Raw genomic sequence first — 17,268 nt, forward strand, 5'->3', positions numbered from 1 at the left:
GCAATGGAAATTAGAGTTAACTATATGGCGGTGGTTAATCTTATTACCGGCAAAAACTCGGAAGTTTTGGAAATTGAAGACAATACGAGTATCGAAAAGCTGGTGGAAGAATTATGTACCAGGTACGGACATAGGTTTAAGGATATTGTCTGCATCAATGCCAGGAATAGAAAATATTTGGTTGATTTTTGGATCAATAAGGTATCGGTAAGCCCCGGCTATTTATTAAAGGACGGGGATGAACTGACCATTCTGCTTGCTTTAGGAGGAGGCTAATGCGCTCCTGTTTATCCGGACTTCGCCGCTGAAATTGGCACAGACAGATCTGCGTCACATGGGTTTTCGTCATAGAATTGGGCAAAAGGCTATTTAGGTGTGGGACCAGAAAACGAATAAAGAGCTATTTAACGGGAATATTTTTTCCCGTTTTTTTTCTCATTTACGAAACGGGTACAGGTATATTATAATGGTCTCGAACAAAGGAGGGCTGACCGATGCAACGTGTGCATGCCATCATGGCTCATCCGGATTTTCAAATATATATGGCTCTTAACGAACAGCAGGAAATCAACCGGGAATTCTGCTGCCACCAACTGCAACATGCATTGGACGTGGCTCGGATATACTATATATTATGTTTAGAGGCAAATAAGGAAAAACCCTTACCCGAATTAAGGGAGATGAATGGAGAACAGGTTAAAGAATTAGTTTATGCTGCAGGCCTGCTCCATGACATTGGCCGCTGGAAACAATATTTGGATAAAAGCTTGGACCACGCTGAAGAGGGAGCGGCACTTGCTAAACCTATTTTACAGGATGCCGGATTTACCCCTGAAGAAATAAAAATAGCCATAGATGCCATCCGTGCCCACCGAGATGCCCATGCGGCTGGGATGGGAAAAGTTTTGTACCGGGCAGACAAGCTGTCTCGAAACTGCACAGGATGCAAGGCAAAGGACAAATGCTACAAGTTGTCGGAAATGGAAACGTTGGAAAATATTTTGTATTAAAAGGGCAGGGGTCTGTTTTTGGGTTTTGTAAAATAATAGCTGACTTTTGACTTTATACTAAAAGTGATAATTATTTGTGGGAGTGAATTGGGTATGGAGTTTAACCCCAGGATCGTATCGATTCATAATTATGGGACGGCAAAAAAAATTTTCTCCGAGGTGGGCGCGAGTAGCGGGGGACAAGGCCTGATGCAGTCCAAATCCCTGTTTTACACGATCATGGTGGAAAATGTGTCTGATCCGGCCGCCAATATCATCAAGCAGGAAATGCTCTCTAAAGGCGGGGACGCCGCCATGCACCGGGATGCTTTGATCCATAAAACCGGAACCGCGCCTGTGCTCCTAATGGGCACGGTGAAACAATTCAAGGGGTTGATTGCCAAGCTGAAAGGCCAGCAGTTTCAGCTATCCCGGCTATCTCAAGAGCTGGAGATGCTGATCTCCCATTTAACCAAAGAAGCTTCCAGGGAGATGGACTGTGTCAACGGTCCCTTGGAATTGGGAAAAAGAACCCTGGTGATGGGGATTCTCAATGTCACGCCGGATTCTTTTTCCGACGGGGGAAAATTTCATCAAACCGATCTGGCCGTTGAGCATGCCCTCCAAATGATCGAAGAAGGGGCAGATATCATTGATGTGGGGGGAGAATCCACCCGGCCGGGTTTCGCGGAAGTATCCGCAGCAGAAGAAACGGCCCGGGTTTTGCCGGTGATCAAAGCCTTGGCTAAGAAGATCAAAGTACCTATTTCCGTGGATACCTACAAAGCCCAGGTGGGCAGAGAGGCAATGGAAGCCGGTGCCTCCATCCTTAACGATATCTGGGGATTTCAAAGGGAGCCGGAACTGGCCAAAGTAGGGGCGGAATACGATTGCCCCGTGGTATTGATGCATAACCAAAATGGCACCACATACAGAAATTTGATGGGAGATATTTTATCCTTTCTGAGGAAAAGTATCCAGATTGCAGAAAGCGCCGGTGTGAAACCGGAAAAAATCATCCTTGATCCGGGCATCGGCTTTGGCAAAGACCTGGAGCAAAACCTGGAGGTGATGAACCGCCTGGAAGAGTTTCAATCCTTAGGTAAACCGGTGCTTTTAGGAACTTCACGCAAATCCATGATCGGCAAAGTACTGGATTTGCCCGTTACGGACCGGGTGGAAGGGACCGCTGCCACCGTGGCCTTGGGCATAGCGAAGGGTGTGGATATTGTCCGGGTCCATGATATTAAAGAAATGGTCCGGGTGGTAAGAATGACCGATGCCATGGTGAGGAGGTAATCTGGTGGATAAAATCGTCCTTCCCCGCATGGAGTTTTACGGCTACCATGGCGTATTAGAGCAGGAAAAAAAAGTGGGGCAGCCTTTTATCATCTGTGTGGAAATGTATCTCGACCTGGCTCCGGCAGGTATGGCCGATGACCTGAGCCAGACCGTGAATTATGCGGAGGCTTATCAGGAGATTAAAAAGATTGTTCAGGAACAAAGGTTTGATTTGATTGAGGCATTGGCCCATGCCATTGCGATACTGGTGCTGAGCCGCTATGACATTGGGAAAGTAAGAGTGATAGTAGACAAACCGCTGGCCCCCCTTCCGGGAGGAAGTTTGGCCGCCAGAGTGGAAATCGAACGGGAGAAAAAAGATGCATGCAAACTCGGCCTACTTAAGCCTGGGCAGTAATCTTGGCGACAAGGAAGCTTACCTGAAAAAAGCGCTGGTGTACCTGGATGAAGTTCCCGAGATCAGGGTAGCTCAAAAATCCTCCTTATATCAAACGGATCCCGTAGGATATACGGAACAGGATTTCTTTCTCAATGCTGTGGTCCGGGTGGAAACAACCCTGAATCCGGATGAGCTGCTGAAAAACACCCAGGAAATTGAAAACCGTTTAGGGCGCAAACGGACGATCCATTGGGGACCCAGGACCATGGATATTGATATTTTATTATTTAATGAGGAAAAGGTCTCAAAGCCGGACCTGGTCATCCCCCACGCCGAGATGCTGCACCGGCGCTTTGTGCTGGTGCCCCTGGCGGAATTGGACCGGCAAATCCTCATTCCCGGTTTTGGGCAAGCAGGAAAAGCACTGGAAGATTGTCCGGACGGGGAGAGAGTTTTTCTTGTGAAAACAGCGGAACAGTGGTAAAATAAAGCCGCTGGGATGTGATCCGAAAAGGAAACATACTTGGCCGTTTTGTATCCTGTTCAGTTTTTCTCTTCCGCAGCATTGAAAGACTGAAATCCGCAGCTCCAGAGTTTTTTATACCGCTTGGATCACCGGACCGAGACGGGAGGAAGATAAACAAGACTGTTTCTATGCCTTCCCGTGCCCGGGAAGGCTTTTTTAATGGCACATAGATAGAGACTTGTGAAGGGAAGGGGTTACCGCAATGAAGATCATCAAGACCTTGAGCGAAATGAAGTCTTATACAGCCGAGAAAAGAAGAGAGCACCAGACCATCGGTTTTGTTCCTACCATGGGATATTTGCATCAGGGACATTTAGCCTTGATGCAGGCGGCAAGAAAAGACTGTGCCGTGGTGATTGCCAGCATCTTTGTGAATCCGATTCAGTTTGGCATTGGGGAAGATTATGAGGAGTATCCCAGGGATTTGACCCGGGATGGGGCCCTGGCGGAAAGTGTCGGTGTGGACGCCATCTTTGCTCCCTCCGTAGGGGAAATGTATCCCAAAGGATACCATACCTTTGTTCATGTGGAGTCCCTTACCGACTATCTATGCGGCGCTTCCCGGCCCGGACATTTCCGGGGGGTAACCACGGTGGTGGCCAAGCTTTTTAACATCATCCAGCCTGACTTGGCCTATTTTGGGCAGAAAGACGCCCAACAGGTCACGGTGATTGAGCGGATGGTGGAGGATCTAAACATGAATGTAAAAATTGTCCGGGTCCCCATTGTCCGGGAGGAAGACGGTTTGGCGATGAGTTCCCGAAATGTCTACCTGAACCCGGAAGAAAGAAAGCAAGCCCTGGTCCTGTCCCGCTCCCTGGCAGAAGCAAAATCCCTGGTGGAAAAGGGAGAAAGAGACGCAAAAGTAGCGAAAGATCGGATCAGGGACATGATTTCCCAGGCTCCCCTGGCCCGAATTGATTATATCGAAATTGTCGACGGCCGAACCATGGAACCGGTTGAGATATTAAGGGGCAAAGTGTTGATTGCCCTGGCCGTAAAATTTGGCAAGACCCGTTTAATTGACAACGTTTTATTGGAGGTGTAAAAGGTGTTTAGAACCATGATGAAATCGAAGATTCACCGGGCCCGGGTTACCGAGGCCAATTTAAACTATATCGGCAGCATTACCATTGACAGTGAGCTTCTGGAGGCGGCGGACATTTTGCCCAATGAAAAGGTAGCGGTGGTGAACAACAATAACGGGGCCCGGCTGGAGACCTATGTGATTCCCGGAGAGCCCGGGTCCGGTCAGATTTGTCTGAATGGGGCAGCAGCCCGTCTGGTGCAGCCGGGGGATATCGTCATTATCATTTCGTATGCCCTGATGGAAGACCGGGAAGCCAAAGCATACAAGCCGAAAATTCTTTTTATGGACGCCGCCACGAATCAGGTTAAGGAAAAAGCTGATCTGGAAGCAGCCAATACCATAAAATGACTGGGACCCGGCAACCGGCGCCGGATCCAGAAAGAAAGCGCGTCTTGAGACGCGCTTTCTGATCTTATTCACAGGAGCATGCCGGAAGATCCAGTTTAAGACATTCGGCTTTCACCGTGCCGATGGAATTCAGGTCCTCACACATTTTTTTCATTCTGTCATCGGAGCCGCAAAGTTCCAGGAAGATAAAGCCCGAGCCAGGGTCCTTGCTTCCCGGTTCCCGGTTGATGCCCAGCCTTGTTTTGATGATGTCGCCGTTTTGCGTGAGAATTTCCTGGACTTTTACTGCGCTGTCCACCCGTTTTCCAATCAATAATACCACGACATTCATATCATTTAGCCCCCTTCCCTCATTCCAATTTATTGGTAAGTTGATTATACCAGATTTTTCATCAAATCCAAAATAAAATAAGCGAATAGGTGCCCCAACCCCGCCAACTGGCCGCCGGATCCTGAGAAATCGGCGGTCCGGAGGTTTTTTCTCTTTTTTGCCTCTAGTATACAACCGGTAGTCTACAAAAAAAAATAAAAAATTATACTGGTCAATTAAGGAAGGGAAATGACCCGGGCCTGAAGAATTAGGAGAAGAGTAAAATTCTTTGCATAAGAGGTTCTGGGCTATGAACAGTGAACAGGCTGTTTTGACCACCGATCAGGCGGGTCAGCAAAAACACCGGGCGAATGTTTTCCTGTTTTTAACGGGGAGCGTTTTTTCTTTTGTCACATTTTATTCGTCGATGACCATCCTACCCCTTTATGTTTACGAGCTGGGGGGGACAGAATTTGACACCGGGGTGCAGACTACTTTATTTTATCTGGCATCGGTTCTGATGCGTTTCTATTTTGGCCCTCTGACCGACCGGAAAGGTAGGAAGATCCCTTTACTGATCGGCGCTTTTGCCTTTTCTACATCTTCTTTGCTATTTATTTTTTGCGATAGTGTTTGGACCTTGACCCTCGCCCGCATTTACAATGCCATCGGCTTGGCTTCGTTTTTTTCCAGCGGGGGATCTCTCATGGCGGATTTGGCGCCCCCGAACAGGGTGGGGACTTATATCGGACTCTACCGTCTCACCTATGTTTTGGCCTTGCTGGCAGGACCCTTGCTGGCTCTTTCCGTGATCAAAGCCCATAGTTTTCAGGCCTGGTTTTTGATCAGTTTCTTAATTGGCCTGGTTTCTTTGATTCTGGTCTGTTTGGTAAAAACACCGGGCAAAAGTACGGTCAGTGAATCAGGCTCCTTGAGCCGGTTTAAGACTGTTTTACAGGAAAAGGCCGCCTACCCGGTATTTATGGGGATTGCTTTAACTTCGATCGCTTACGGGGTGCTGCTCACCTTTGCCGTTTTGTATATCTCCAAGTATACCCAGATTGCCAATCCCGGCATTTATTTTACCTTTTTCAGCCTGGTAGGAATTGCGGGGAACCTTGGTTCCGGATACCTGTCCGACCGGTTCGGCAGAGAGGTCATCGTCTGGCCCTCCGTGATCCTGATCGGCATCGGCGTGGGGATTTTATTTTTCCTTCCCTGGGTGCCCATCATTTTTCTGATCAGCAGTATTGCCACGGGGATTGGTTTTTCGGGAGGATTAGCGGCATTAGCGGCATGGCTGGTGGATGTTACAAGCAAAGACAACAGGGGAACAGTGATTGCCCTGCAGGAGAGCACGATCGATACAAGCATCGGACTGGGTTCTTTTGTTTTTGGAGCGATGAGCGGATGGATGGGAATGGGAGGATCTTTTGCCATCATCGGTGGGGCGGTGTTTTTACTTGGTTTGGTGAAGATCATGGGCCGACGGCCGGTGCCAAAAACGGATTGAATCCCCTTTTCAGGCCAGGAAAATTTTTGGTGTCAAAAAGTGTGCGGAAGCACACTTTTTTTGTACTTTTGTGCAAGCATCTCTTCATAAGTAATAGGAGAGATTGCTGATACGAGGAGCGGGGGATATGAAATCTTATTTGCTGGTGGCTTTATTCTGTATGTTTATGGCCTTATCCTTGACGGTGAAGGGGACTTTTTTCGAGATCATCAAGAATGTATTCGCCTGGGGAGGATTGGTATTCTTCGCCTTATTGCTTAAGGAAATTTGGAAGGTGAAAGTATTATCAGGAAAAAGCAACAAATGGGATGAAGATCCCTAAAGGGGGAGGATATTGACAGCTTTATGTCGAATTTTTACGAAAACATCCTAAAGAACGAGGGACCGACATGAAGCTTTGGAAGCGCAGAGAATTTTTATGGGGCTTAGGGTTGGGTTCGCTGGGCCTTTTCAGCCTATTAAAATGGGATACCGTGTATGGTTATGTTACGTCCATATCCGCATCAACGGGTGCAAAACCTGAGGAACAGCCTTCGGAAGAGCCGGTGGTTCCGGAAATGGATTGTGACTATGTTCTGGAAAACGGCTTGATCGTTGATGGGACAGGCCAGGCGGGCTTTTTGGGTAATATCGGCATCAAGGGAGATACCATTGTTGCTGTGGGTGATTTCCTGGCGGGGGAAAACGCCAAAAAGATGAATGCTTCCGGACTGGTGATTACTCCCGGATTCATTGACCTGCACACCCATACGGAAGATTACTGGCTCGCCGGGGGCGACGGTGAAATGGTTTTAAAACAAGGGGTGACTACCCAGATCGGAGGAAACTGCGGGAGTTCCGTTTCCTCCATTGGAGACTATTTGGCATCCCTGCACCAGGCCCCCATCAATGTGGGGTTGTTTGTGGGATATAAAAATCTCCGGCGGTCAGTTGTCCCGGATCAGGTGAAAGAAGTAGGGGGAGCTGAGATCGGGAAAATGCAGATGATCCTGGCCAAAGGCCTGGAGGAAGGGGCCTTTGGCTTATCCGTCGGCTTGAGCTATGATCCCCAGATTAAAGCGACAAAAGATGAGTTGATCCAATTATGCCGGACGGTGAAAGAAGGGAACGGTTTTTATTCCACTCATATCCGAAACGAAAACGATGAGGTGATTCCTTCTGTCCAGGAGGCTATTTCTATCGGGCTTTCTGCCCAGGTTCCCGTGGAATATTCCCATGTCAAAACGGCCGGCCAACGCAACTGGGGGAAGATGGCGCAAGTACTGAAACTGGTTGAACAAGCCGCCAATGACGGGCTGGACATTACCGGTGATACTTATCCTTATACCTACTCCAGCTTGGATGTGGCACAGAACGACCAGGCTGAGTCCATGTGCGAAGAGGACATGAATATGGCTTTACAGCATCCTCTGATCATGGTGGGCAGTGATTCCGGGTTATCCCAAGAAGGGGTTGCCACCCATCCCCGGGCTTACGGCAATTACACCAGGGTCTTATCCCATTATGTAAGGGATACCAAATTATTAGGCCTGGAACAAGCCGTCCATAAAATGACTTTGATGCCGGCCCGGCGTTTAAAGCTGAAAGACCGGGGCATGATTGCCGTGGGTCATAAAGCGGATCTGGCTGTTTTTAATCTTTCCGGGGTGGCGGAGCAGGCTACCCGGGACAAGCCTAACCAAACCTCATTGGGCATGAAATACGTATTTGTCAATGGGGGACTGGCTCTGGACCAGGGCGCGATCACCGGCGTAAAGACAGGAAGACCGCTTAAAAATCAGCTTTAGCCGTAAAATTGAAAGAAGAAATCAAGGAAGTCAATCACGAGGGGGAGATGATATCTCCCCCTCAATTGTATTATACCGGAGCGGATTCTTCTCAGCCGAGAGAATCTAAAGTACCTGTTCCCATGGATGACCTCTTTTCCGCGTGTTCTTTCATTTTGGTAGCCAGTTCTTGAATATCCTCCTCCGAGGCGGAACCATCGGTAATTTTGCTGATTAAATCCTCTATTTCCGAGGTAGCCGAATCAGAGTCTTTGCCAGGAGGAGCAGGCATCTTTTCCGCGTGTTCTTTCATTTTGGTGGCCAGTTCTTTAATATCCTCCTCCGAGGCGGAATCATCGACAACTTTATTGATCAAATCCTCTATTTCGGAGCTGTCAGAATCAGCATCCTGGGCGGGAGGCGGAGGGGCCGGCATCTTCTCGAATCCTTCTTTGATGAGGGAAGTGAATTCTTCAATTTCCTCGTCGGAGGCGGAGCCGTCGGCAATCTTATTAATCAAATCCTCCATGTTATTTTCCTCTGAAACAGATGCGCTGTTCATATTTATTGCCTGAGTGCTTAACTGCACGGTATCACCGTCGGTATTGGATAACAATACGCTGCTTTGCTGATCCGTGCTGGATATCAGTTGTGTCAGTGCGCTTACATTTATGGAAGCGCTAGTTTTGTTTGTCTTGCTGGTGTAATTTGTCAGGTAACTTAACCAGGAATTATTGTTTACCGATGAAATACTCATTCTTTTTCCTCCTTTTTTAATCTCGTTCCTTTCCTATTTGTGAAATATTTTCGGCACAATTTCTTTGAATTATCTTTGAAATAAAGAAAATTCAAAGAATATTTTAGTATGATAGTATTTGACAGGATTTCACCACCATGACCTCCCTTTTGACATTTTTTTACCTGATTTATCTCTATTATCGGTATGCTATCTTTGAAATCTCTTTGAGAATCAAGGAAATGAGAAATATTTCATAAAAACTTTTGTCACAATGAGGGGATGAAGATGTTATTGCTATTAATTGAGGATGAAAAAAAACTGACGGACGCCCTTTCCTATATCTTAAAGAAAAACGGTTATACAGTCGATGTGGCTTTGGATGGTGAGACAGGCCTGGAAATGGTTTTGACCGGGATTTATGATGTGATTGTCCTTGATCGGATGCTTCCCGGCCGGGACGGCCTTTCGATTTTGAAGCGGATGCGCAGTAACCATATTCAGACGCCGGTGATCTTTTTAACGGCCAAAGATACCGTTAAAGACCGGATTGAAGGATTGGATTCCGGCGCCGATGATTATCTGGTCAAACCCTTTTCCATGGAAGAATTGCTGGCAAGATTGCGGGCACTGATGCGCAGAAAGGAGAAAGACCTGGCCGAAGATACTTTAAGTGCCAGGGGTTTTACTTTTAATCCCAAAATGGGAGAGGTTAAAATGGGTGATCAAGTAATTAGATTAACCGTGAAAGAATCTCTTCTTTTAGAACTTCTGATGAGAAATTATGGAAAGGTGCAGTCGAAGATATGCATCCTGGAAAAGGTTTGGGGTTTTAATGCCGATATCGATGAGGGTAATATCGATTTGTATATTCACTATTTAAGAAAAAAGTTAAATTCAACCTGTATTAAAACAGTGAGAGGATTGGGGTATTGTTTCAAGGAGGATGATTATGTTTCGTAAATTGAGGTGGCAGTTGACATTTTTTAACGCAGGAATTATTGCCCTTCTGTTCGTCTTATTGATCATGGGTACATACCTGTTATCCCAAAACCAAATGGAAAGAATGACCAGGCAAATGGCTCAGTCTTTGGCCCGGGATATTGTGACGGGAAAAATCACTGATTTGCCCCCCGCATGGGAGGAAGACAAACATCCGGGTCAAGAGCCGGAGATCATGGTGCCCCCTTTCACGCATGAGGGGAATCCCCCAGGGGAAGGCCGGGATAATTTTCCCGGTTCGGCGGTTGATTTGCCCCCTCGGCCCGGGCTTTATCCTCTTGCCTTTTTTGTGGAAATATCTGCCCAAGGTGAAATCATTAAGACATCTTCCTTCTTTCCCCTTAAACAAACCGATTTAAAAACTCTTGTCCAAGATATGCTCAAAATGCCTGATCAAGAAGGGCGTCTCTCTATTAACCAAACAGGATATTATTATTTGAAGACGAACTTGCCGGAGCGTAAAGGCATGCTCTTTGTCTTTCAGGATCTGAGCCCGGAAAGGAATGCCCGCATGTCCGTGATGACCGCTTTAAGTTTAGCAGGAATTACATGTTTGTTATTATCCCTGGCGGGGAGCCTCTTTATGGCCAATCGGGCCATCATCCCGATCCAAAAGTCCTGGGAGCAGCAAAAAGGTTTTTTAGCGGATGCTTCCCATGAACTGCGCAATCCTTTGACGGTGATGCAGACCAATTTGGAGGCTGTCCTGTCGGATCCCAAAGAAATGGTGGGCAACCAGGAAAAATGGCTCCATAATATCGGAGAGGAAATTTCTTATATGGCAAAGATGGTGGATTCTCTTTTATTCTTGGCCCGGGTTGATTCCCAGCAGCAATTCCTAAGTAAAGATTATTTTTCTCTTCATGACATGGTGAATATGGTTGTAGAATCATTCCAAACCATTGCCGCCGCCCAGGAAAAAAGTTTGGATTATGAGGGTAGAGACAAAGTAAGCTGTTATGGGGATGAATTTAGGATGAAACAAGTTATCAGCATCCTGGTGGATAATGCCATCAAATACTCCCCCGCCGGCGGAAGGATCCGTGTAGGTTTAGAACAGATCGGTCATGTAGCCGTGATCAGTGTGGCAGACAACGGATACGGCATGGAGCCTGAGCATTTGGATAAAATATTCCAGCGTTTTTACCAGATTGATAAGTCCCGGTCAAAAGGAGGGGCAGGACTGGGGCTGGCTATCGCTAAACTGATCGTTGAAAAGCACCGGGGGATCATTCGTGTGTCAAGTGTACCTGTCCAGGGAACGATTTTTCGGATTCACTTGCCTTTAAGCAATCCCGTGACTGTTGTTAATTAGATCAATTTTGAACCTGAGTGACGCTACTTTTTGCTTGGCACTTTTTTGATAAAATGGTATAATGTTAACCATACGTAAAGATGGGGTTGACAGATGCGATGAAAGAAAAAATTCTCAGGCTCCTGAAAAGTGAAGACCAATATCTATCCGGAGAGGAAATCAGCAATCTCCTGGGGGTTTCCCGTACTGCCGTGTGGAAACATATCAATACTTTAAAAACAGAGGGATATGTGATTGAATCACAAACCAAACTGGGCTATCGTTTGCTTGGGGCACCTGACCGGTTGTACCCGGAGGAAATAAAAGACGGTTTAAACACAGAATATATCGGGCGAAATATTGATTATCATGAGGCTGTTGATTCCACCAACCAGACGGCCAAGGAAATGGCGGAAAGAGAGTTTGCAGAAGGAACTGTGGTGGTGGCAGAAATGCAGACGGCAGGTAAAGGGAGATTAGGCCGCAAGTGGAATTCACCTTTTGGAACGGGGATTTGGATGTCACTGATTGTTCGTCCGCCCATTGCTCCGCCCGATGCTCCCAAAATAACCTTGTTGACGGCTGTGGCAGTGGCAGAGGGGATCGTCCATGAAACCGGCATGAAACCCGGAATCAAATGGCCTAACGATGTTTTGGTAAATGGGAAAAAAGTATGTGGCATTTTGACAGAGATGAAGGCGGATATGGACCGGATTCATTATGTGGTGGTAGGCATGGGGATCAACGTCAATGATCAGAATTTTCCTGAGGAGATCCGGGAGACTGCCACCTCCTTACAGATAGAAACCGGCAGCCGGATGAACAGGGCCAGGATTGCCGCATCTATTCTGAATGATTGGGAAAAGAATTATCAAAATTTTTTAAGTCAGGGGTTTGCTCCCGTAAAAGACGGGTGGAAAAATTATGCGGTGAACCTGGGGAAGGAGGTATCGGTAACCACTTTCAAGGAAACGATTTCGGGAAGGGCTATGGATATTGACGAAGATGGCATGCTTCTTGTAAAAGACGCCACCGGGAAAATCCATAGAATTGTTGCAGGCGATGTTAGCTTAAGAAAATAGCAGATCGTACTTATTTATTTTTATTGTTAACCATTTATCGCTTAATAGTTAACAATAACTAGGCTGAAGAGATAGCCTAAGGCTTTAGCCAGGATCATGGGCTTGTTTTTATCAAACAAAAGGAGAGGATTAGATTGAAAATGAAAGATATGACCGCAATTGCCATGTTTGCTGCTTTGACCGCTGTACTGTCCCAAATCGCTGTTCCCCTGCCCTTTTCCCCTGTCCCTGTCACTTTACAGACTTTTGCCGTTGTTTTCACCGGAATAGTGCTGGGCAGCCGGAAAGGTACCGGTGCGCTAATCGTCTATACCCTCATGGGGCTTTTTGGCTTACCTGTTTTTTCCCAGGCAAAATCAGGGCTGTCTGTGTTGGTAGGGCCAACGGGAGGGTATCTATTCGGGTTTATCATTGCCGCTTTCTTGATTGGAAAAATAGTGGAAAGGTCGGCTCAAGTAACCTATTTCAGAGCCCTTGTTGCTTTGGTGATCGGTGTGACGGTAATTTATGCGGCCGGTGTCATCCAATTAAAATTTGTCATGAATGTGACTTTCCCGGAGGCTTTTGCCATGGGCGCTGCTCCCTATTTGCCTTTGGAAGTAGTTAAAGTACTGGTGGGAGCATATCTGGGATGCGCCGTCCGAAGAGCGGTGCTAAAAGCTTTACCGGAATTTGGAGCATGAGAGCATAGGCCAGGTCTATGTCAGGGGAAGACTGTCAGGGGGACAGGTCCCTTGACATAATTTTTTTGCATGTCAAGGGACCTGTCCCCCTGACAGTCTCCTGACATGCCGGGTAAATAATCAAGGAAAATGATCCCGAATTCGGGATTTTTGTGCTATAATCCCGTATTTGACACTTGATCAAAATAAAAATCCTGCAAAGCCTTGATTTGAAAGGTTTTGCAGGATTTAATGTATGTGTAAAAAGTGCGTACTTTTTTTACTTTTTCGTTTCTTTAAAAATTTTTTTCATGATGCTTGTTGCAACAATCTGATAGTCCGTGCGAAAGCCAAAAGCATCATGAAGCGCATCGGTAAAATCTGTTCTTGTGTAGGTTGGAACATACCCTTCGTTTTTAACTTCTAGAAAATCCATATCTCTCAGCCCGCCAATAATCTCGTGGCATGTGAAATTTTCGTTGAGCCTCTTTTCAAGTAGCCTAAAAATAATTAGCGATATAAAGCAAGTGGTAAAATGCGCTTCAATCCTGTCATCATTGCTTAAGTACACAGGTCTTGCTTTGAATTCGCTTTTCATAATCCTAAAGCATTCTTCGATCTCCCATCTCCTGTGATTTACCTTGATGATTTCAGATACATCATCCTCAAGGTTTGTGCAAATTCCATAAAAACCATCAAAGGCTTCTTCTTTCTGGATGAGAGTAGAATCAATGCTGTAGATCTCTTTTTCTGCGACTTCTCCATCAGGAGTACAGCTTGTTTTATGAATAAACCTTTTGTAATCGTTAGGATTGCATTTCTTAATTTTTATTGGGTTTGCATCTATAACCTTTTGGGCACGTTCTATTTGAGAGTTACGGATTTTACGCTGATAATCCCTGTATTTGATAGAGTAGGTTACAATAAGCCTTTGTTCAAAACCGTTTTCTTTGATCCAACGTTCCTTGTAAAAAACTTTAGCTCGTATTTTGGCTTTATCTTCAGTAGTGGCTTTATCTATCATTTCATCAAGCTTGGAAATGTCATAGGTTTTTTCGCTATCTGGAAGTTTCCAGCCATCTGGAGCAAGAGCCCATTTTTTTAGGTGCTCTTTTAATTTTTTAATAGACTGAGTTGTAATAAACGCCCGTCCATCTTTGTCGTTAAACTTTCGATTATCTTCGGAAGCAAGGCCTGCATCAGTACAGACGATGAATTTGGAAAGTTCAAAATCGGATAAAATCTTTTTTTCCAATGGCTTTAAAGTCAGCTGCTCGTTCATATTACCCCTGTTAATGCTAAAAGCCAGAGGAATGCCATCCCCGTCCATGAATAGTCCCATTTGGACTATTGGGTTTGGTCTGTGTTCTTTTGACGGACCGTATTGTTTACTGCCGTCTTCCTGTTCTATTTCAAAAAAGTAATTGGTGCAATCATAGTAAAGTACACTGGTGTTTCTTTTGGAAACCTTAAGGCTGTTTTCATACAAAGAGGACTGAATAAAACCTGTTTCCTTGGAAAGCACTTCAAGAGCTCTGTATATTTGATGTAAATCAAAATTAGGCTGCTCAATAAACCTTTTAGAAAGCTCGTATGTTGCAAGTTTTGAGGAAGGGAAGATAACTCTGCCGTAAATTAACCTTGAGAGAATTGAATCCAGGTCAAAATCAAATTTGTACCTTTGGGAAATATCTTTACAGATCTTATGAATTCCGAGTTCGTGATAAATCTTTTGCAGAAATAGATATCCGCCGTTGAAGGAACGCTGTTCGTCTTTCGAAATAATTTTAGATTGCTCGAAAGGAACAAGTATTTTCCGTATTTGTTCCTTTTCTTTTTCATTCAATTTTCTTATATATTCTTTAGCCCACTCATATGGATCTGCACCATTAAGTTTTTCCCTGAGTTCAGTTTCGGTTCCAAGTTTCTCAACAGTAATTGTGCGTTCTTTCTTATTCATATAAACAGTTTTTGTAACATAAAGTGAAGCTGAATTTTTTGAACGTGATACCTTTAATCTCATAAGCAATCCTCCAAACTACTTATATTATAACATATCACGCGTTATCACGCAATTGGAAGTGCGAAAATTTGACAAAAAAATAAGCCTATCTCAAGGCTTTCAGGGATTCTTTCTTTATTCAACTGTCAAAGGCCCGAGCATAGGCCAGGTCTATGTCAGGGGAAGACTGTCAGGGGGACAGGTCCCTTGACATAATTTTTTTGCATGTCAAGGGACCTGTCCCCCTGACAGTCTCCTGACATGCCGGGTAAATAATCAAGGAAAATGATCCCGAATTCGGGATTTTTGTGCTATAATGTACAGCGAATGACAAGATGTTTGGAGGAAAACCGGGTGATCCTGAATGCTGTAAAACAGGGAATGCAGAAAGCGTTGCCCATCGGCATGGGGTATTTTCCCCTGGGACTGGCCTTTGGTGTGATTGCCCAAAACGCAGGCCTGTCTGTCGGGGAAGTGGGCTTCATGTCTCTTCTTCTGTTTTCCGGATCCGGCCAGTTTATTACGGTAGCGCTTCTCAGTATGGGGACTGGTTTTTGGACGATTGTTTTGACCATTCTATTAGTGAATTCTCGCTACATGTTATTCAGTGCCACTCTTTCCCGTTATGTGAAAAAGCTGTCTTACTGGGTTACCGCCTTGATTTGTCAGGGACTGACCGATGAGACATTTGTCGTCTCTACCACCCATTTTCAGCAAAACGACGTAGACCCCAAATTCTGGTTGTCCTTGAATCTTACGTCCCATGCTGTTTGGATTTCCAGTACTATGTTGGGGGCGGCGGTAGGCAATTTTATTCCCCATATGGAAAAACTGGGCTTGAATTTTGCCCTTCCCGCCATGTTTATTGCCTTATTTTTTATGACGGCAGCCAATTTCAAAGCAGTTTTGTCCGGAGTTACGGCGGGGATATTTTCTTTAATGCTGCTATCTTGGGGATTCTCGGATGCCAGCGTGATTATGGCAACTGTTTTGGCTGCGACAGCGGGGGTGGTGATGAACAAATGGATTCCCGGATCATAATTTTAATTATCGTCGTGGGGGGAACGAATTTTCTCATCCGTTTTTTGCCTGCGGTATTGTTAAACAAATTTGCCTTGCCCAAAGTGGTGGAAGAGTGGTTATCTTTTGTTCCTGTGGCGACGATGGCGGCAATTGTGGTACCGGAGCTTTTTAAGGGAGAAGGCAAAATAGTCTATCTTTCCTGGCATAATTTAAATCTGCTCAGTGCCCTGCCCACCATTGCCGTGGCGGCAAAAACAAAAAGTTTAGGCTATTCTTTGGCTACAGGGATGGTTACCATGGCCTTACTGCAAATGTTTATCCGTTAGCTGGCCGCCGCCCGGTACCGGATGGTGTACCCTGCCTGAATTCGGAATCTTGTTTATGCCATGATGGAATGGGGAATGCTGAATAGAACAAGGGAGAGTTTATGGGTTTTATGGTTTCGAGATGGGATGAGAAAGGGGTGTTTCGCTATGCTGTTGGCGATTGATGCAGGTAATACAAACATTGTATTGGGAATATATCGGGATAGTACGCTGATATCGCATTGGCGTGTTTCTACGGATCGCCAGAAAACGGCTGATGAGTACGGGATTTTGTTAAAAAATCTTTTTGATTTTCAAGGTCATCGCTTTGAAGATATTAGCGCCATCGCCATGGCGTCTGTTGTGCCGCCGCTGATGTCGGCATTGGCGAATATGTCCCTGGAGTATTTTGGCATCCATCCCTTAATTGTGGGACCTGGAGTAAAAACGGGGATGCCTTTAAAATTCGACAACCCTAAGGAGATCGGGGCAGATAGAATTGTCAATGCGGTTGCCGCCTATGAAACTTATGGGGGCCCGCTCATTGTAGTAGATTTTGGCACCGCCACCACCTTTGATGTGGTGACCCGGCAAGGAGAATATATTGGCGGGGCAATTGCTCCGGGAATTGGCATTTCTACGGAAGCCTTGTTTGCCCGGGCAGCTAAGCTTCCCAGGGTGGAACTGGTGAAACCGCCCTGTGTGATTACGAAAAATACCATTAACGGCATGCAGGCAGGGATTATTTTTGGTTTTACCGGCCAAGTGGACGGCATTGTAAACCGCATGAAGAAGGAACTGGGCGAAGAACTTTTTGTGGTTGCTACGGGAGGTTTGGCCGAATTAATCGCCTCTGAATCGGAAACCATTCAGCGGGTAGACCCATGGCTCACTCTGGAAGGACTGCGCATGATTTATTTAAAAAATCAGTAACCTGAT

20 protein-coding genes are annotated in these 17,268 nt (G+C 45.8%); 17 read left to right on the forward strand and 3 right to left on the reverse strand.

Translation table 11 applies throughout. The features are described 5' to 3' along the window. Nucleotides 1–3: 3 nt before the first annotated feature. From DCMF_RS21840 to panD, 7 genes are all read left to right on the forward strand, one after another. Nucleotides 4–276, forward strand: coding sequence for a MoaD/ThiS family protein (locus DCMF_RS21840; protein ID WP_148136387.1), 273 nt, complete (start codon nt 4–6; stop codon nt 274–276). A gap of 218 nt (nt 277–494) precedes the next feature. Continuing rightward, entirely contained in the window at nt 495–1,010 is a 516-nt protein-coding gene (locus DCMF_RS21845; RefSeq protein WP_148136388.1) for an HD domain-containing protein, read from the forward strand. A 93-nt stretch (nt 1,011–1,103) separates the two neighbouring features. Next, nucleotides 1,104–2,288, forward strand: coding sequence for a dihydropteroate synthase (gene folP, locus DCMF_RS21850; protein ID WP_148136389.1), 1,185 nt, complete (start codon nt 1,104–1,106; stop codon nt 2,286–2,288). Nucleotides 2,289–2,292: 4 nt separating this feature from the next. After that, entirely contained in the window at nt 2,293–2,688 is a 396-nt protein-coding gene (folB, locus tag DCMF_RS21855) for a dihydroneopterin aldolase (RefSeq protein ID WP_236860090.1), read from the forward strand. Further along, the gene (gene folK, locus DCMF_RS21860; protein WP_148136391.1) at nt 2,651–3,154 is read left to right on the forward strand and encodes a 2-amino-4-hydroxy-6-hydroxymethyldihydropteridine diphosphokinase; all 504 of its coding nucleotides are present in this window, start codon (nt 2,651–2,653) and stop codon (nt 3,152–3,154) included. Before folB ends, folK begins: the two co-directional genes overlap by 38 nt. A 244-nt stretch (nt 3,155–3,398) precedes the next feature. Beyond that, the gene (panC, locus tag DCMF_RS21865) at nt 3,399–4,244 is read left to right on the forward strand and encodes a pantoate--beta-alanine ligase (protein WP_148136392.1); all 846 of its coding nucleotides are present in this window, start codon (nt 3,399–3,401) and stop codon (nt 4,242–4,244) included. Between the two features lie 3 nt (nt 4,245–4,247). Further along, on the forward strand, nt 4,248–4,634 hold the full coding sequence (panD, locus tag DCMF_RS21870; RefSeq protein ID WP_148136393.1) for an aspartate 1-decarboxylase: 387 nt from the start codon (nt 4,248–4,250) through the stop codon (nt 4,632–4,634). 64 nt (nt 4,635–4,698) lie between these two features. On the opposite strand, the gene DCMF_RS21875 is transcribed toward panD, so the two are convergent. Beyond that, nucleotides 4,699–4,965: a hypothetical protein gene (locus tag DCMF_RS21875; protein ID WP_148136394.1), complete on the reverse strand. Its 267-nt coding sequence runs from the start codon at nt 4,963–4,965 to the stop codon at nt 4,699–4,701. Nucleotides 4,966–5,254: 289 nt separating this feature from the next. On the opposite strand from DCMF_RS21875, the gene DCMF_RS21880 reads away from it, so the two are divergent. The 3 genes from DCMF_RS21880 to DCMF_RS21890 all read left to right on the forward strand — a co-directional run bounded on the left by DCMF_RS21880 (nt 5,255) and on the right by DCMF_RS21890 (nt 8,244). Then, nucleotides 5,255–6,457, forward strand: a complete 1,203-nt coding sequence (locus DCMF_RS21880; protein ID WP_148136395.1) for an MFS transporter — start codon at nt 5,255–5,257, stop codon at nt 6,455–6,457. A 127-nt stretch (nt 6,458–6,584) separates the two neighbouring features. Then, the gene (locus tag DCMF_RS21885) at nt 6,585–6,779 is read left to right on the forward strand and encodes a hypothetical protein (protein ID WP_148136396.1); all 195 of its coding nucleotides are present in this window, start codon (nt 6,585–6,587) and stop codon (nt 6,777–6,779) included. 67 nt (nt 6,780–6,846) lie between these two features. Continuing rightward, the gene (locus DCMF_RS21890; RefSeq protein ID WP_148136397.1) at nt 6,847–8,244 is read left to right on the forward strand and encodes an N-acyl-D-amino-acid deacylase family protein; all 1,398 of its coding nucleotides are present in this window, start codon (nt 6,847–6,849) and stop codon (nt 8,242–8,244) included. A 91-nt stretch (nt 8,245–8,335) separates the two neighbouring features. On the opposite strand, the gene DCMF_RS21895 is transcribed toward DCMF_RS21890, so the two are convergent. Then, complete coding sequence (locus tag DCMF_RS21895; RefSeq protein ID WP_148136398.1) at nt 8,336–8,980, reverse strand: hypothetical protein; 645 nt, start codon at nt 8,978–8,980, stop codon at nt 8,336–8,338. Between the two features lie 267 nt (nt 8,981–9,247). Between DCMF_RS21895 and DCMF_RS21900 the strand changes: the two genes are divergently transcribed. From DCMF_RS21900 to DCMF_RS21915, 4 genes are all read left to right on the forward strand, one after another. After that, on the forward strand, nt 9,248–9,922 hold the full coding sequence (locus tag DCMF_RS21900) for a response regulator transcription factor (protein WP_148136399.1): 675 nt from the start codon (nt 9,248–9,250) through the stop codon (nt 9,920–9,922). After that, a complete protein-coding gene (locus DCMF_RS29365) occupies nt 9,912–11,276 on the forward strand; it encodes a sensor histidine kinase (protein ID WP_214658805.1) in 1,365 nt (454 codons plus the stop codon). The genes DCMF_RS21900 and DCMF_RS29365 overlap by 11 nt, the downstream gene beginning before the upstream one ends. A 98-nt stretch (nt 11,277–11,374) precedes the next feature. Beyond that, nucleotides 11,375–12,337, forward strand: a complete 963-nt coding sequence (locus DCMF_RS21910) for a biotin--[acetyl-CoA-carboxylase] ligase (protein ID WP_148138028.1) — start codon at nt 11,375–11,377, stop codon at nt 12,335–12,337. Between the two features lie 140 nt (nt 12,338–12,477). After that, nucleotides 12,478–13,020 carry a biotin transporter BioY gene (locus tag DCMF_RS21915; RefSeq protein WP_148138029.1) on the forward strand — a complete coding sequence of 181 codons (543 nt, stop codon included), beginning with the start codon at nt 12,478–12,480 and terminating at the stop codon, nt 13,018–13,020. Nucleotides 13,021–13,279: 259 nt separating this feature from the next. Here the strand turns inward: DCMF_RS21915 and DCMF_RS21920 are convergent, their stop codons facing one another. Beyond that, the gene (locus tag DCMF_RS21920) at nt 13,280–15,022 is read right to left on the reverse strand and encodes an IS1634 family transposase (protein WP_148132591.1); all 1,743 of its coding nucleotides are present in this window, start codon (nt 15,020–15,022) and stop codon (nt 13,280–13,282) included. Between the two features lie 333 nt (nt 15,023–15,355). Here DCMF_RS21920 and DCMF_RS21925 point away from each other — a divergent pair, with 333 nt between their 5' ends. From DCMF_RS21925 to DCMF_RS21935, 3 genes are all read left to right on the forward strand, one after another. Next, the gene (locus tag DCMF_RS21925; RefSeq protein ID WP_214658807.1) at nt 15,356–16,042 is read left to right on the forward strand and encodes an AzlC family ABC transporter permease; all 687 of its coding nucleotides are present in this window, start codon (nt 15,356–15,358) and stop codon (nt 16,040–16,042) included. Continuing rightward, nucleotides 16,024–16,350 carry an AzlD domain-containing protein gene (locus tag DCMF_RS21930; RefSeq protein WP_148136401.1) on the forward strand — a complete coding sequence of 109 codons (327 nt, stop codon included), beginning with the start codon at nt 16,024–16,026 and terminating at the stop codon, nt 16,348–16,350. The genes DCMF_RS21925 and DCMF_RS21930 overlap by 19 nt, the downstream gene beginning before the upstream one ends. A gap of 147 nt (nt 16,351–16,497) precedes the next feature. Continuing rightward, entirely contained in the window at nt 16,498–17,262 is a 765-nt protein-coding gene (locus DCMF_RS21935) for a type III pantothenate kinase (RefSeq protein WP_148136402.1), read from the forward strand. The last annotated feature ends 6 nt before the right edge of the window (nt 17,263–17,268 follow it).

The organism is Candidatus Formimonas warabiya, assembly GCF_002777255.1.
In the GTDB taxonomy this organism is placed as follows: domain Bacteria; phylum Bacillota; class Dehalobacteriia; order Dehalobacteriales; family Dehalobacteriaceae; genus Formimonas; species Formimonas warabiya.